Annotated in this window: 11 protein-coding genes; 2 read left to right on the top strand and 9 right to left on the bottom strand. The window is 65.4% G+C overall.

Annotated elements, in window-relative coordinates:
- The first annotated feature begins 55 nt into the window (after window positions 1-55).
- Window positions 56-2455 (top strand): hypothetical protein, encoded by a 2400-nt coding sequence (locus tag CFE35_RS01865; protein ID WP_292927346.1) that lies wholly within the window; start codon window positions 56-58, stop codon window positions 2453-2455.
- A gap of 4 nt (window positions 2456-2459) precedes the next feature.
- Here the strand turns inward: CFE35_RS01865 and CFE35_RS01860 are convergent, their stop codons facing one another.
- Window positions 2460-3173 carry a methyltransferase domain-containing protein gene (locus CFE35_RS01860; RefSeq protein ID WP_292927344.1) on the bottom strand — a complete coding sequence of 238 codons (714 nt, stop codon included), beginning with the start codon at window positions 3171-3173 and terminating at the stop codon, window positions 2460-2462.
- A gap of 128 nt (window positions 3174-3301) precedes the next feature.
- Between CFE35_RS01860 and CFE35_RS01855 the strand changes: the two genes are divergently transcribed.
- Window positions 3302-4384 carry a PA0069 family radical SAM protein gene (locus CFE35_RS01855; RefSeq protein ID WP_292927342.1) on the top strand — a complete coding sequence of 361 codons (1083 nt, stop codon included), beginning with the start codon at window positions 3302-3304 and terminating at the stop codon, window positions 4382-4384.
- Here the strand turns inward: CFE35_RS01855 and CFE35_RS01850 are convergent.
- The 8 genes from CFE35_RS01850 to CFE35_RS01815 form a co-directional block, all read right to left on the bottom strand.
- Window positions 4381-6135, bottom strand: a complete 1755-nt coding sequence (locus CFE35_RS01850; protein WP_292927340.1) for a M48 family metalloprotease — start codon at window positions 6133-6135, stop codon at window positions 4381-4383. The genes CFE35_RS01855 and CFE35_RS01850 overlap by 4 nt on opposite strands.
- Window positions 6136-6153: 18 nt before the next feature.
- Window positions 6154-6792 carry a LemA family protein gene (locus tag CFE35_RS01845; RefSeq protein ID WP_292927338.1) on the bottom strand — a complete coding sequence of 213 codons (639 nt, stop codon included), beginning with the start codon at window positions 6790-6792 and terminating at the stop codon, window positions 6154-6156.
- A 72-nt stretch (window positions 6793-6864) separates the two neighbouring features.
- Complete coding sequence (locus tag CFE35_RS01840; RefSeq protein WP_292927336.1) at window positions 6865-7290, bottom strand: DUF1330 domain-containing protein; 426 nt, start codon at window positions 7288-7290, stop codon at window positions 6865-6867.
- Window positions 7291-7292: 2 nt separating this feature from the next.
- Window positions 7293-8897 carry a long-chain fatty acid--CoA ligase gene (locus CFE35_RS01835; protein WP_292927334.1) on the bottom strand — a complete coding sequence of 535 codons (1605 nt, stop codon included), beginning with the start codon at window positions 8895-8897 and terminating at the stop codon, window positions 7293-7295.
- Window positions 8898-8923: 26 nt separating this feature from the next.
- Window positions 8924-12517 (bottom strand): DNA polymerase III subunit alpha, encoded by a 3594-nt coding sequence (gene dnaE, locus CFE35_RS01830; protein ID WP_292927332.1) that lies wholly within the window; start codon window positions 12515-12517, stop codon window positions 8924-8926.
- Window positions 12518-12603: 86 nt separating this feature from the next.
- A complete protein-coding gene (locus CFE35_RS01825; protein WP_292927330.1) occupies window positions 12604-13092 on the bottom strand; it encodes a glutathione peroxidase in 489 nt (162 codons plus the stop codon).
- A 70-nt stretch (window positions 13093-13162) separates the two neighbouring features.
- On the bottom strand, window positions 13163-13837 hold the full coding sequence (locus tag CFE35_RS01820; RefSeq protein WP_292927328.1) for an ABC transporter ATP-binding protein: 675 nt from the start codon (window positions 13835-13837) through the stop codon (window positions 13163-13165).
- Window positions 13830-15071 carry a lipoprotein-releasing ABC transporter permease subunit gene (locus CFE35_RS01815; RefSeq protein ID WP_292927763.1) on the bottom strand — a complete coding sequence of 414 codons (1242 nt, stop codon included), beginning with the start codon at window positions 15069-15071 and terminating at the stop codon, window positions 13830-13832. Before CFE35_RS01815 ends, CFE35_RS01820 begins: the two co-directional genes overlap by 8 nt.
- Window positions 15072-15171: the final 100 nt, after the last annotated feature.

Raw genomic sequence — 15171 nt, 5'->3', positions numbered from 1 at the left:
TTTGGCGCGTGCGGCGGGCCTTGCTCGGCGCAGCACGATATGGGGGACATTCCGGATGCCGCTGCCAAGCCCGCGCCTCGCGCGCGCAATTTTCGCCTTTGCCTGCCTCGGTTTCGTCGGCGCAGGCCTCCCTGCATCGGTTTCCGCCCAGACTGCTCCTGACCAGCTAGCGCCTGACCCAACCGGGCGCGGCCCCTACACGGTCGATAGCGCCGAATACAAACTTGCGGCAAAGCGCGATGTGCTGGTCGCTCCCTTCACGGTGACCGAGTTGTGGGCGCGGGTCTATCGCCCCGCCAATGCCAAGGGCGCGCGGCCCGTGATCGTGATGCTGCATGGCAACCACGGCACTTGCGGGCGCATCGACCCGGCAGTTCCCGGCCGGATCGACGACGATTCCACGTATACCGATACCGGCCGCTGTCCCGAAGGTTATGTCGTTGCGCCAAGCCATGAAGGCTACGCCTATCTGGCCAAACAGCTGGCCTCGTGGGGCTATGTCGTCGTTTCGATCAATGCCAACCGCGGAATCAATGCCGCGTGGGGGGATGACGAGGACTTTGGGCTCAACCTCAGGCGCGGGCGGCTGATCCTGCGCCATCTCGTCCTGCTGGATCGGTGGAACACCTCGAACGCCTCGGCCAAGGTGCTGGGGTTCAGCTTGCGCGGGAAGCTCGATTTCAACCAGATCGGGCTATTCGGCCATTCGCGCGGCGGCGAAGGCATACGCGCGGCGCTTACCCAGTACCGTGATGTGGGTAGCATCTGGCCCAGCCAGTTCCGCAGCAAACCGACGTTCCGGGCCCTGTTCGAGCTTGCCCCGGTCGATGGGCAAGCTGGCCGCGTCCTGAATGCGGAGGGCGTTGCGTGGAACGTGCTGCTGCCGACCTGCGACGGCGATGTCTCCGATCTTCAAGGTCAGCGCGTGTTCGATCGGATGATCACCGCCCGCGCCGAAACCGTCCCCACCCCGAAATCCATGTTCACCGTGGAGGGGGCCAACCACAATTTCTACAACACCGAGTGGCAGCAATCGGACTCGCAAGGGTGCTCCAGCACCGATACCAAGCAACCGGTGGTGTTCGATCCCGCAGCAGCCGGGTCGGAAGCCCAGCGCACGACGGCGCTCTATCCGGTGACGGCATTCTTTCGTGCCCACCTCGGGGCTGATCCGGTGGCCGTGTTTGGTGCAACGTTCGATCCCGCATTCCGCCTCCCCGGAAAACTGAACCGGATCACGCGCTACCGCCGCACTTATGCCGACAACGTGGCGCGCAAGGGCAGCATCGTGCTCGACAACTTTATCCGCACCAGCGGGGCGGGCGAAACCGGCATCGGCAATGCGGTTGGCGGCCTGAAATACTTCGCGCAAAGCCCGCTGCCCGAGCATGAGCCGACCGCGCAGTTTGGTGTGCTGGGCTGGGATACCACCGTTATCAGGAGCAAGGGCGCCAGTCCGTTTTATCAGGCCAACGCCGCAGTGCCGGGCAAGGGCGTTTCGCTCGCGGGCTTCGAAACGCTGGAGTTCCGCGTGGGTCTGGCCTGCAACGGCTATGACACCGGCACGCTGTACGGCTGCGAAGTGAACCCCAAGCTCAATCCTTCGGGCACGACCAATTTCAGCATAGCGCTGGTTTCTCCCGATGGATTCGTGTCGCAGGCGGTGCCGCTGGCGCGCTATGCCCGGCCGCTTGCGCCTGTGGGCGTGAGCTATGGCCCGATCATCATCGACCGCCCGGAGCCTCGCCCGGGCGGTCAGATCCTGCCGGGTAATGAACCCCCGGTCGAAACCTTCGGCAGCGGGCACCCGGTGCTTGAATCGGTGCGCATTCCGCTGACGGATTTCGGCCTCGCCAAAGGCACGGCGGTGCGCGGTGTGCGCCTGACGTTCGACCGTGCCCCGGTCGGCGCAATCTATCTGGGCAACGTGCGCTTTGCCCGGGTGCTTGAAACGGCACCGGACCAAGGCCCAGGTCCGATCCCCGGGCCGTTTGTGGCGGCAGATGCAACTGCACCAACGATCGCAGCAACGATGGCAGGGGCGATCCCGTCAGCGCCCAGCCCGGCAGCCCGCCCTGCGGCGCGCCTCATCTCCGGCGGGCGGGTAACCCAGATCCTGCGCGAACGCCGCCCAGTGGTGACGGCGACGCAGGCGATCATGAGCGCGCGTCGCGGACCGGCAACCGTCTGGCCCGCGCCGCGCCCGGTGGTGACGGTGGCCATCGCCGTGCCGGAAACACTCGTGATCGGCGGTGCGCTGCTCACGCTGCGGATCGGGGAGCAGAGCTTCAAGCTGGGCCAGGCCGTTTCGGTGCCGACGCAGGGCCTGAAGGCCGCGCGGTTCATCCTCAGCCCCGAAGCCTTTGACGCCTTGCCGCAAGGCGCGCCGATGGTGCTCGAAAACGGGGCGCAGCGCTTCGAACTCGGCGCGCTCGACAAGGCGATGCTGCGCTGATGCGTCAGGTGCGGCGCAGCACCATCACCGTGTTGGCATGCATCGGCAGCGGGCCGTAGACCAGGCGGATGGCGTTGTCGGCAAGGCCGCGGACAAAGTCTTGCGCTTTGCGCGCAACCCGGCCTGCCATGCCGCCAACGTAAGGGCGGAACGCGCGGCCCGCGAACACGATATCGAGCGGAAGCCCGCGCGCCATCTGTTCGACAATCGGTGCCGAAAGCACCGAGATATGGGTGTGATCGCCATGCTGGATTGGCAGCGAGAGCGGGCTCTGGCCGTTGGGGAACCGTACAAACAGCAGCCCGCCCGGCTCCAGCAGGCGCGAGGCGGCGGCCAGCAGCGCGGCGTTCTGTTCGCGGGTGAGGTGCTCCATCACATCAATCGCGGCCATCACGCGCAGGCGGCCGGGCAGCACGGCCTGCCACGCCCCGAATTCAAGCGGGAGCAGGCCGACCCCCGCCGTGACGGCCTTGTCGCGCGCGGCGGCCTGCACTTCCGAGCCATAGACACGTGCCCCGCGCGCCGCCGCCCAGCCCAGAAAATTGCCGTTGCCAAAACCGACTTCGGCGACCAGCGAGCCTTTGCTCACAGCATCGGCAAGATAGTGTTCGAAGAACTGCACATCGGTGCGCGTGGGCTGCATGAACGGCGCTTCGTGCCAGCCCTTCAATTCCTGATAGTGTAGATACCCGTCTTCCATCGAACGCTCCGCCTGCATGCCGGCGAAGTGAAGCGTGCCAGCGGCGGGGCTGCAATCGCAGTCCGCCCCGAAATGGAGCGACAACGGGTGAGGCACCCCATCGGATTCCGCTGGAACTCCGCAAATGTTCCTTATATGTTCCAACAATGGCAAAGCCCGAACCCACCTTTCATGGACGCGGTGCGCAATCCGCGCGGGTGCCGACACGCTTTGCCCTGCCGACGCGGGAAGCGGATGGCGACTGGCGGGACATGGCGGAAACCATCGATGGGCCGGGGCCGAAATTGCGGACCACCGTGGCCGAGGAATTTCCGAAAACGGCGATGGCTCGGAACACTTCACCCGATATTCCGTTTGACCGCTCGCTCAATCCTTATCGCGGCTGCGAACACGGCTGCATCTATTGCTATGCGCGGCCCACGCACGCCTGGCACGATCTTTCACCCGGGCTCGATTTCGAGACGAAGCTGTTTGCCAAGCCCTCGGCACCGGCCTTGCTGCGCCAAGCCTTCACGGCGCGGGGGTATCGCCCTGCCCCGCTGGCACTGGGCACCAACACCGATCCGTATCAGCCCATCGAAGCGCATTACCGCATCACCCGCCGCGTTCTGGAACTGTGCCTTGAGGTGGGGCATCCTGTCACGATCACCACCAAGTCGGCGCGGGTTCTCGACGATCTCGATCTGCTGCGCGCGCTGGCACAGCGGAACCTGACCGCTGTTTCGATTTCGGTGACGAGCCTTGATCCCCGGCTTTCCGGCATTCTGGAACCACGCGCCTCCGCTCCCGCCAAGCGCCTGGCCGCGCTGCAAGCTTTGGCGAAAGCGGGCGTGCACACCAATGTCTCGGTTTCGCCGATCATTCCCGCAATTACAGACAGTTTCATCGAAGCGACGCTGATTGAAGCGGGCGCGCGCGGTGTAGCTTCGGCCAGCTGGATCATGTTGCGCCTGCCGCACGAAGTGGCGCCCTTGTTCCGCGAATGGCTGGATGTGCATTTCCCGGATCGCGCCGCGAAGGTCATGGCCATCGTGCAATCGGTGCGCGGCGGGAAGGATAACGACGCCCGCTTCTTCAGCCGGATGAAGCCGACCGGCGTGTGGACCGATCTGGTGCGCAAGCGCTTCCGGCTGGGGCTGAAGCGCGCAGGAATTGCGCAGGCAAGGCCCGTGCTCGATTGCAGCCAGTTCCGCGCGCCGGAGCGGGACGGGCAACTGGCGCTTTTCTAGACGCGCTTGCGGCCAAACCCGCCGCCTGCAGGGCGCGGCGCAAGCGAAGGAGGTGGCGGCGCGGCAGGCGGGAGTTCATGGTAGGACGCGGGCGATGGCGCGGAGGGCTTTTCGCGCTGGGGCCTGCCAGCCTGCCCCGGTTTGGCCTCGACCACGCCCATCAGCCGCTTGAGCTGTTCGGGCGCAAAGACCGACATGCCAACAAGGCCAAAGAGAAACAGCACCATCACCATGCCCGGCATCGCGCTGGGCGGGCCATCCCGCTCGCTCGCCTGATCCTGTTCGGCCGTACCGGCGGGCAGATCGGGCGACCAGGTATTGCGGCGCGCGGGCTTGGCGCTGAAAGTACCAGAAGTCTGGCCGCCAGTGCAGGTTCCGTCAGGATAGGAAGGGCCTTCGCAGAACGGCTTGTCCAGCCTGACCATGTCGAAGGTCTGCGCCAGCTTGGCCGGACTGAAGGTATCCAGCATCCGCGCCGGATCGTTGTTGGCTGGCCAGTGGAACACGAGCAGGAATGCCGTGACCGAAACCACCGGGATGAGCATCTTCGGCGTGAGGCCGAGCGCATTGCGCTGATCGGAAACGCGCCATTCATACCAGGCAAAGCACGCCTCGTTCCAGCGGCGGTAAGCAGGCGGATCGGTGAAGCGCAGCAGCTGCAGCGCCAGCGTGGGCGTCGGCGGCTGCTCGAGCGGGCGGCCTTCCTCGTCGCAAGGGTATTCCTGCGCGCTTGCCGTCTTGGGCCGCACGCCGAAGCGCGGCCGGATGGTGGCGGGTCCGCGCGTGTCCTTGCGCTGGCGGCCCGGCACCATCAGATCACGGCCCAGCGCAGTGATCGCGGCAATGCGCTCAGCAACCGGCGGGTGCGTGCCGCCTTCGTGGTCCGATGGCCCTTCGAACAGCAGCGCTTCCACGCGGCGGCTGCCATCGAACCGGCCCTGCCCGCGAATCTTCCCGAGCGCGCTGACGAGTGCTTCGGGGAAGTGCGTCATCCGCACCGCCTCGCCATCGGCGATGTGATCGCGGCTCAGCTTGATATCGCGCCGCGCGGCCTTGGCGAGGCGCATGGCCAGCATGGTCGCGGCGCTGCCCGCAATCAGGATCGGCAGGAAGGGCGGCAGGAACAGCGGAATGATCATCTGCCGCCAGTCTTCGATCCGCAGCGGATTGTTGACCTGCAGCGTCACCGCCGTGCGCATCAGCGCATGGTTGGCCGAAAGCACCTGCGTATCGCCATTGCGGATATGCGACGCTTCGTGCGCGAGGACCGCGGCGAGTTCATCATCGTCAAGCCGTTCGAGCAGGCCGCGCGTGACCGCGATCAGCCCGCGCGCCGGGCCATCGCCCACCGTGAGCGCGTTGAGCGCGTCCACCTCGATCACCCCGAAACGCGGCGCACGCACACCCAGCGCGGTGCATTGTTCCTCGGCAATGGCGACAAAGCGGGGTTCGTCCGCGCGGGTTACGTCGCGGATATCGAGCGCGGCGCGCACGGCATCGGCGTGGCCGCGATAGATGCTCCAGAAGATCAGCGCGCTGATCACACCGAGCGGCACTGCATAGCGCAGTGCGTAGCCAGCGGGGTCCGACAGGATGGTATGCAGCGGATCGAAGATGAGCAGCGGAGCGGTGAGTGCGAAGGCCCCGATCAGCTGGAAGGCGGCGATATAACCCGCAATGGTGCGCGCAAGGCGGCGCCGGTTCTGCGCCGCATGCGTGACATAACCGAGCGGCTTGCTGCCTTGCGCCATCGGGCCTGCTCCGCCAGCTTAGAACGCGATCTGCGTGGTCTCTTCGTAAGCGCCGCGCCGTTCTCCGAGCGAGAACTTCTCGCGCAGCGGCAGACGGCTCAAAGATGCGATCACATTGCCTGGAAACGCACGGGCGACCGAATTCAGCTCCTCGACCGCGAGGTTGTAGAACTTGCGCGCGGCGGTAATACGGTCCTCGATGCGCACGAGATCGCTGCGCAGCGTGGCGAAATGGCTGCCGGATTCGAGTTCGGGGAAGTGTTCGCCGAGTGACACAAGGTTCTGGAGGAACGCGGCGTTCTGCTGGCCGATCATGGCCCCATCACCCAGCGCGGCAATCGCCTCGACCCGCGAAGCGAGGACATCGCGGATCACATCGTGCTCCTTGGCGGCAAAGGCGCGCACCACTTCGACGAGATTGCCGACAAGCGTCTTGCGTTCGAGCAGCAGCGCGTCGACATCGCCGAAAGCGGCATCTGCGCGCTCATCAAGCTGCGCGATCAACGCGTGCTGCGAACGGATGCGCAGGGCCAGCCACAGCAGCGCACCCACCACGAGCCAGAGCCACCACAAATCGAGCATGGTGTTGGCCGAACGCACCGCGCGGCCCCACAAGTCGATGGCCTGCCAGACGTTCTGCGTATCGGAAGCTTGCATGATCGGGGTCCGCTGCTGTTCAACTCAGCGGATTTACCGAGTACATGGTTTAGAACATGCTAACTGGACAGGTCAGGAAATGGACCGCTTCGGTCCAAACCGCACGAGCCGCGAGGTGGCGACAGCCGCCTGCCGGTGGATGACGACCGGCGCATAGTCCGGATCCTTGAGCATGCTGAAGAACGCCGCCGCATCGGGATAGGCCATCACGAAGGTCTCGTCCCACTCCCATTCCGCCGGGCCGGTGACCATCGCTTCGAAGGCGCCGGCCCACACGATCTGCCCGCCCGAGCGCGCCAGAACCGGCTGGATGGTGCGCATGTACTCGGCGTAGGCCTGCGCGCCGGTCAGGCCCTTGCCTGCCAGTTCGTGGCCTTCGGGATAGGTCGCCTGCGGCTTGAAGCGCACCAGATTGAGCATGTGGATCGGCGTGTCGCGCGGGAGCGCCTTGAACTTTGCAAAGTTCTCGCGGCTCGGATCGATATAGGCTTCGTCCATGCTCAGGATTCCCATTTCCAGTCGCGGAACTCGTCGCGCAGGTCCTTCTTGCTGATCTTGCCGGTGCCGGTGTGCGGGATCTCGTCGACGAAAGCGACGGCATCGGGCAGCCACCACTTGGCGACATGACCGGCAAGGTAATCCCGCAGCGCGTCACCAGTGAAATCGGCACCGGGCTTCTTCACCACCACCAGCAGCGGGCGCTCGTCCCAGCGCGGATGATAGACGCCGATGGCCGCCGCTTCGGCCACGCCGGGGAAACCGATAGCCGCGTTTTCCAGCTCGACCGAGCTGATCCATTCGCCGCCCGACTTGATCACGTCCTTGGTACGGTCGGTCAGCTGCAGCGTGCCATCGGGGTGGATCACCGCGACGTCGCCGGTATCGAACCAATTTTCGGCGTCGGTTGCGGGCTTGTCGGCCTTGAAATAGCGGCCAACGACCCATCCCCCGCGCACTTGCAGCGCGCCCGAGGTCTTGCCGTCACGCGGGAGCACCTTGGAACAATCCCCCAGATCGACGCAGCGCAGCTCAACCCCAAAGGGCACGCGGCCCTGCATCGCCTTGATCGAAACCTGCTCGTCGAACGAAAGCTCGTCCCAGTTCCAGGTCTCAGTGCCGGTCGTGCCGATGGGCGAAGTTTCGGTCATGCCCCAGGCATGGGCGACGCGTCGGCCCGCTTTCATGAAACGCTCGATCATCGCGCGCGGCATGGCCGAGCCGCCGCAGACAACAGTGTTGAGGTGCGCGGGAATATCCTTCCCATGGGCGTCGATGTACTGGAGCAGGCTCAACCAGACGGTGGGCACGCCTGCCGACGTGGTGACCTTTTCGCGCTCCATCAGTTCGCACAGCACCGAAGCCTCATTGACCGCGCTGTAGACAAACTTCGCGCCTGCTGCCGCACCTGCCCACGGCAGGCCCCAGCTGGCCGCATGGAACATCGGCACGATAGGCAGCGCCACGCTGCGGCAATCCATGCCGAAGACTTGCGGCGTCAGCGCGGTCATCGCATGGAGCACGGTCGAGCGGTGTTCGTAGAGCACGCCCTTGGGATTGCCGGTGGTGCCGCTGGTGTAGCAGAGCATGCAGGGATCGCGCTCATCGCCGTCGGCCCATTCGCCCTGACCGTCTTCGGTGGCGATCCAGTCCTCGAAATGCTCGGCGGGGCTGCTGCTGTCAAAGCAGATGTAGTGCTCGATGGTTTTCCAGCGCGGCTTCATGCGCTCCACGATCGGAGCGAAGGCGGCATCGAACAACAGCACGCGGTCTTCGGCGTGGTTGGCGATGTAATCGAGCTGGTCATCGAACAGGCGCGGGTTGATCGTGTGGAGCACCCCGCCGACACCGACCGCACCGTACCACGTGACGAGGTGGCGGTGGTGGTTCATGGCGAGGGTGGCGACGCGGTCCCCCGGCTTGATGCCCAGCTTCGCCAGCTTCTGCGCCATGCGCATCGCATCGTGGCGGATACCGGCCCAGGTGGTGCGGGTTTCGCTGCCATCGGCCCAGCGCGAGACGATCTCGCGCCCACCGTGTTCACGCGCAGCATGATCGATGAAGCGCGTTACGCGCAGTGACCAATCCTGCATGGCACCCAGCTGCATCCCAAACTCCCCTTGAACGTGTTGTTTTATTCGACAAGCCGCAAGTGCCGGTCCGGTCTTGCGGTGAGGGCCACATTGGCAAGCCCTTCCACCGGAATCAATCGCTCGATGACATCCGAATCGAGCGCGAAGTCCGCGCCGAGGCGCATGACCGGTTCGCGCGCGCTGCCGGTGCGCAGGCGGGCGAGCACTTCGCCCCGCGCACCCTCGGCACGCGGCAGCAGCAGCGCGAGTTCGGACATGGCTTCGGGCTTCGTCACATCGAGCTTGAGCAGCATCCGCGCCGCGCTGCTGACCGAAGCCAAGGGACGCGCCCCGCGCACGGTGATGCGCGGTGGCTCATCCGGATTGGGCCGGTCAAGCTCTACGTTGAGCAACACGCAAGTCCCCTCGCGCGCCCATTGCTGGAACGGCTCGACCAGCGCTTCCTCGAAGCACGAGGCGGAGAACTGGCCGGTGCTGTCGGAGAAATCGGCCGCAATGAAATCATTGCCCTTCTTGGTCTTGCGCCGGTTCACGTTCTCGACCAGCGCTGCCATGACGGCACCGCTGCGGCCCCCGGCAGCGTCGCCATCCCCGCTCATCAGGCTGCCATAACTGCGCGCGCCATTGGCGGAAGCCACGGCGCGGTATTCGGTGACGGGGTGCGCGGCGAAGTAGAACCCGAAGGTATCGCGCTCAGCCGCCATCTGGTCCGTGCGAGACCAAGGCGGCGTTTCGGCGAGGCGGGTGGCGGGAACGGCGTGATCCTCTGCGCCGAACAGGCCCGCCTGCCCCGATGTGCGCGAACGGACGGCTTCGTCCGCCACGGCCATGAGCAGTTCCGCGTTGGCGGTAATCTGCGCGCGGTTCGGCTCCAGCGCATCGAACGCGCCCGCAGCCGCCAGCGCTTCCAGCCCGCGCCGGTTCATCGCGCCTGCGGGCAGGCGGCGGAAGAGATCATCAAGGCTGGTGTAAGGCCCATTGGCCTCGCGCTCGGCCACGATGGCGTCCATAGCCTTTTCGCCGACATTGCGCAGGCCCGCCAGCGCATAGCGCACGGCATAGCCATCTCCGGTGCGCTCGACCGTGAACTCGGCCTCGGAGCGGTTGATATCCGGCCCGTGGAGCGCAAGGCCCGACCGGCGCATGTCGTCGACAAAGACCGCCAGCTTTTCCGACTGGTGCATATCGAAGCACATCGAGGCGGCGTAGAACTCGTGCGGGTAATGCGTTTTCAGCCACGCGGTCTGATAGGCGAGCAGCGCGTAGGCGGCGGCGTGGGACTTGTTGAAGCCGTAGCCTGCGAACTTGTCGATCAAATCGAACAGCTCGTTGGCCTTCTTGGCGTCGATCCCCGAAACGGTCAGGCAGCCATCGACGAAGCGCTGGCGCTGCGCGTCCATTTCGGCCTGAACTTTCTTGCCCATCGCGCGGCGCAGCAAGTCTGCGTCCCCCAGCGAATAACCCGCAAGGATCTGCGCGGCCTGCATCACCTGTTCCTGATAGACGAAGATCCCATAAGTCTCGGCAAGGATGACCGAGAGCTTCTCGTGCGGGTATTCGATCTCTTCGAGGCCGTTCTTGCGGCGGCCGAACAGCGGGATATTGTCCATCGGGCCAGGCCGATAGAGCGAGACGAGCGCGATGATGTCGCCGAAATTGGTGGGCTTCACCGCGGCCAGCGTGCGGCGCATGCCTTCGGATTCCAGCTGGAACACGCCGACGGTATCGCCCGACTGCAGCAGTTTGTAGACCGCCGCATCATCCCACGCGAGGCGGTCGAGATCGATCTGGATGCCGCGCTTGGCCATGAGATCGACCGCCTTGCGCAGGACGGACAGCGTCTTGAGGCCGAGGAAGTCGAACTTCACGAGTCCCGCTTCCTCGACGAACTTCATGTCGAACTGCGTGACCGGCATGTCGGAACGAGGATCGCGGTAAAGCGGCACGAGCTGCGCCAGCGGCCGATCTCCGATCACAACGCCCGCCGCGTGGGTCGAGCTGTTGCGCGGCAGGCCTTCCAGCTGCATCGCCAGATCGATCAGGCGGCGCACTTCGGGATCGCGGTCGTATTCGCGCTTCAAGTCGGCAATGCCGTTGAGCGCGCGGGGCAGCGGCCACGGGTCGGTCGGATGGTTGGGCACCATCTTGCACAGGCGGTCGACCTGCCCGTAGCTCATCTGCAGGATGCGCCCCGTATCGCGCAGCACCGCGCGGGCCTTCAGCTTGCCGAAGGTGATGATCTGCGCGACGTGATCGTCGCCATATTTGCGCTGAACATAGCGGATCACTTCGCCGCGCCGCGTTTCGCAGAAGTCGATATCGAAGTCCGGCATCGAGACGCGTTCGGGATTGAGGAAGCGTTCGAACAGCAGGCCCAGCTTGATCGGATCGAGATCGGTGATGGTGAGCGCCCACGCCACAAGGCTGCCCGCACCCGAACCGCGCCCCGGCCCCACCGGGATGCCCTGTTCCTTGGCCCACTTGATGAAGTCGGCCACGATCAGGAAGTACCCGCCAAAGCCCATGCGGTTGATGATGCCGATCTCGAATTCGAGCCGGTCGCGGTATTGCTTCACCTCGTCCCAGTGCCCTTCGGCGCGCAGCACATCTGCGGGAAGGCTGTCCATCTCCTCGACCGGGCACGTCAGCGCTGCCGCCAGTTCATCGGCCGCGGCCTCGGGATAATAGGGCAGCATCCGCGCGACGAGGCCGCGGCGCGAATCTTCGGCCATCATCCGCGCCTCGCCTTCCTTGTCGCCCGCAAGGCTGGGCAGGATCGGCTTGCGATAGGGCGGCTTGAACGCGGTGCGCTGCGCCACGACCAGCGTGTTGGCAATCGCTTCGGGGAGATCGGCGAACGTCTCCTCCATCAGCGGCGCGGGCTTGATCCACCACTCCTTGGACGAACGCGGGCGATCCGTGGAATCGACGTGCGTGGAACTGGCGATGCACAGCATGGCATCGTGCGCATCATAAAAGCTGCGCTCGGCAAAGCAGGCCGGATTGGTGGCGACGAGCGGCACATCGCGCGCATAAGCCAGATCGATCAGCGCCTCTTCCGCCGCCATTTCCGCCGCATCCCCGCGCCGGGCGAGTTCGATGTAGAGGCGCTGCGGAAACAGCGCTTCGATTTCGGCAAGATAGGCCTCGGCAGCGGTCTGCTGGCCATCGGCGAGGAGCCGGGTGAGCGCCCCCTCCCCCGCCGCCGTCAGGCAGAGCAGGCCATCGGTGTGGCCCGCGAGCTCCGCCAGCGGCACATGCGGCGCAAATTCGAGCGGACGCGCGAGGTGCGCCTGACTGACGAGGTGGCACAGGTTGTCATACCCCGCCGCATCCTGCGCATAGAGCGCGAGCCAATCGATGGTGGGCGCAGAGGCCCCGAACCCGGTATTCGCCGCCCCTTCGCGCGCAGGCCGCGCCACCGCGAGCATGGTGCCGATGACCGGCTGCACGCCCGCATCGAAGCATGCCTTGGCGAAGGCGACGCTGCCATAAAGCCCGTTGCGATCGGTGATGGCAATCGCCGGAAACCCCCGCTCCGCCGCCGTCTTGGCAATCGCCTTGGGATCAATCGCGCCGTCGAGCATCGTGTATGACGAGAAGACACGAAGCGGAACGAAGGGGGCGTGGGACATTCGGAGAGGCTAGGGCTTGGGCGGTGATTCTGCGAGGGTTCGGAGGAGCATTATCCACGTGGGATTGGTGCGCCCTCCCCGCCCTTTTAAAGCAAAGCCTCGATATCCGCCGCCAGCTTCTCCGGCTTGTCCGTCGGCGCATAGCGGCGCACGACTTTGCCATCGCGGCCGATCAGGAACTTGGTGAAGTTCCACTTGATGCCCTTGGTGCCGAGCACGCCGGGTGCTTCGGCCTTGAGCCAGGTGTAGAGCGGATCGGCGCCGTCGCCATTGACCTCGATCTTCGACATCAGCGGAAAGCTCACGCCGAAATTGACCTTGCAGAAGCTTTCGATCTCGTCCGCCGTGCCCGGCTCCTGCCCGCCGAACTGGTTGCACGGGAAGGCCAGCACTTCGAAGCCGCGCTCGCCGTACTTCTTCCAGAGCGCTTCCAGCCCGTCATACTGCGGGGTGAAGCCGCACTTGGAGGCCGTGTTGACGACGAGGAGCACCTTGCCGGCCTTGTCGGCGAGGCTCAAGTCCTTGCCGCCGGGCATCTTCACGGTGAAATCGGCGATGGTCTGCGGGCTGGTCATGCTGCGGGCTCCCCTGATGTGCTTTGGCCGCAGGCTGGCACGGCAGGGCAGCGGGATCAAGCGGGGAGCGTTATGCCAGCAGGCCTTCGTGCAAGCGCACCACGCGGTCCATGCGCAGCGCAAGGCGCTCGTTGTGCGTGGCCACCAGCGCAGAGCTGCCTTCGCCGCGCACCAGCTTGAGGAATTGCTCCAGCACCTTGTCGGCGGTCGCTTCGTCAAGGTTGCCGGTCGGCTCGTCCGCCAGCACAAGGCCGGGGCGATTGGCCAGCGCGCGGGCAACGGCGACGCGCTGCTGCTCGCCGCCCGAAAGCTGGCTGGGCCGGTGCGTGAGCCGGTGGCCGAGGCCGAGCGCGGTGAGCAGTTCCTCTGCCCGCGCCTTTGCCTCGCCCGCACCCTTGCCCGCAATCAACTGCGGCAGCACCACGTTCTCGGTCGCGTTGAAATCGGGCAGCAGGTGGTGGAACTGATAGACGAAGCCGAGGTGATCGCGGCGCAGCGTGGTGCGCGCGTCAGCCGAAAGCGCGCTGGCCTCGACGCCCGCAATCTCGATCTGCCCAGTGAAACCGCCTTCTAGCAGCCCGACCGCTTGCAGCATGGTCGATTTGCCCGAACCCGAAGGCCCCAGCAGCGCCACGATCTCGCCGGGGCGAATGGCAAGGTCGATGCCGCGCAGGACTTCGATGGTCTCTCCGCCCTGGCTGAAGCTGCGCTTGAGCCCGGCAAGCCGGACGAAAGGATCATTCATAACGCAGCACCTGCACGGGATCGGTGCTCGCCGCTGTCAGCGCGGGATAGAGCGTGGCGAGGAAGCTGAGGACCAGCGCCATTGCGCAGATCACGACGATCTCGACCGGATCGCTGCGGCTCGGCAGTTCGGTGAGGAAGCGGATCGAGGGATCCCACAGCGGCCGGCCCGCAAGGAATTCGACCCCGTGGATGATCGGCTGGCGGAAATAGAGGAACACGAGACCGAGCCCCAGCCCCACCGCCGTGCCCAGCGCGCCGATCACGAAGCCGATGGTGACGAAGACCTTGAGCAGGCTTTTGCGCGTGGCCCCCATCGTGCGCAGGATCGCGATATCGCGCGTCTTGGCGCGCACCAGCATGATCAGCGAGGAGAGGATGTTGAACACCGCCACCAGCACGATGATCGAAAGCACCACGAACATCGCGACGCGCTCCACCGCCAAGGCCTCGAACAGGCTGGCGTTGATCGTCTTCCAGTCGGTCACTTGCGCGCGGCCCACCAGCGCCTGCTTGATCGGCGCGAGCGTTTCGGCGGCGGTATCGGCGTCGGTCGTGGTCACCTCGATCATGCCGATGGTATCGCCCGTCAGCAGCAGCGTCTGCGCGTCTGCAATCGGCATCACGACATAGGCCTGATCGTAATCATAGACGCCGATCTCGAAGATCGCGGCCACGCGGTAGCCGATCTGGCGCGGCACGGTGCCAAACGGCGTGGCGCGGCCCTGCGGGTTGATGATCGTGATCGTATCGCCGATTTGCGCGCCAAGGCTTTCGGCAAGGCGAGAGCCGATGGCGACATTGGTAGAGCCGGGGCGCAATTCGTTGAAGCTGCCCGCGCGGCGCTTGGCGGAAAGGCGCTTCAGATCGGCGTTGGTATTGCCGCGCACGAGGATCGCCTCGACCCGGCCATTGAACGTGGCGAGCAAGGGCTGTTCGATCAGCGGGCTGGCCCGCGTGACGCCCGGGGTAGCCTCGACACGTTTCAGGATATCCTGCCAGTCATCGAGCCGACCGCCATAGGCCTGGATGATCGCATGGCCATTAAGCCCCACGATCTTGTCGAGCAATTCGGCGCGAAAGCCGTTCATCACGCTCATCACGATGACCAGCGCGGCGACGCCGAGCATGACCGCGGCAAGACTGATGCCCGCAACCATGGCGATGAATGCTTCGCCCCGGCCCGGCAGCATATAGCGCTTGGCGATGGTCCATTCGAAGGGCGAGAGGATCAAGAGCGGGCTCGCTTCATCATGTGTCCGGCCATCTAGGCGCATGTGCGGGACGTGGCAACCATGGCATCGGCATGGCATCGGCATGGCATCGGCATGGCAT

Source organism: Novosphingobium sp. PASSN1, assembly GCF_002278815.1.
Note: the sequence above shows the minus strand (reverse complement) of the source record. Positions and strands in the feature narration are given on the sequence as shown.

Coding starts and splice junctions, on each gene's coding strand:
- CFE35_RS01840 (WP_292927336.1), bottom strand. CDS start 7,290: ATGGACGAAGCCTATATCGATCCGAGCCGCGAGAACTTTGCAAAGTTC.
- dnaE (WP_292927332.1), bottom strand. CDS start 12,517: ATGTCCCACGCCCCCTTCGTTCCGCTTCGTGTCTTCTCGTCATACACG.
- CFE35_RS01850 (WP_292927340.1), bottom strand. CDS start 6,135: ATGGCGCAAGGCAGCAAGCCGCTCGGTTATGTCACGCATGCGGCGCAG.
- CFE35_RS01820 (WP_292927328.1), bottom strand. CDS start 13,837: ATGAATGATCCTTTCGTCCGGCTTGCCGGGCTCAAGCGCAGCTTCAGC.
- CFE35_RS01860 (WP_292927344.1), bottom strand. CDS start 3,173: ATGCAGGCGGAGCGTTCGATGGAAGACGGGTATCTACACTATCAGGAA.
- CFE35_RS01865 (WP_292927346.1), top strand. CDS start 56: ATGCCGCTGCCAAGCCCGCGCCTCGCGCGCGCAATTTTCGCCTTTGCC.
- CFE35_RS01825 (WP_292927330.1), bottom strand. CDS start 13,092: ATGACCAGCCCGCAGACCATCGCCGATTTCACCGTGAAGATGCCCGGC.
- CFE35_RS01855 (WP_292927342.1), top strand. CDS start 3,302: ATGGCAAAGCCCGAACCCACCTTTCATGGACGCGGTGCGCAATCCGCG.
- CFE35_RS01835 (WP_292927334.1), bottom strand. CDS start 8,897: ATGCAGCTGGGTGCCATGCAGGATTGGTCACTGCGCGTAACGCGCTTC.
- CFE35_RS01845 (WP_292927338.1), bottom strand. CDS start 6,792: ATGCAAGCTTCCGATACGCAGAACGTCTGGCAGGCCATCGACTTGTGG.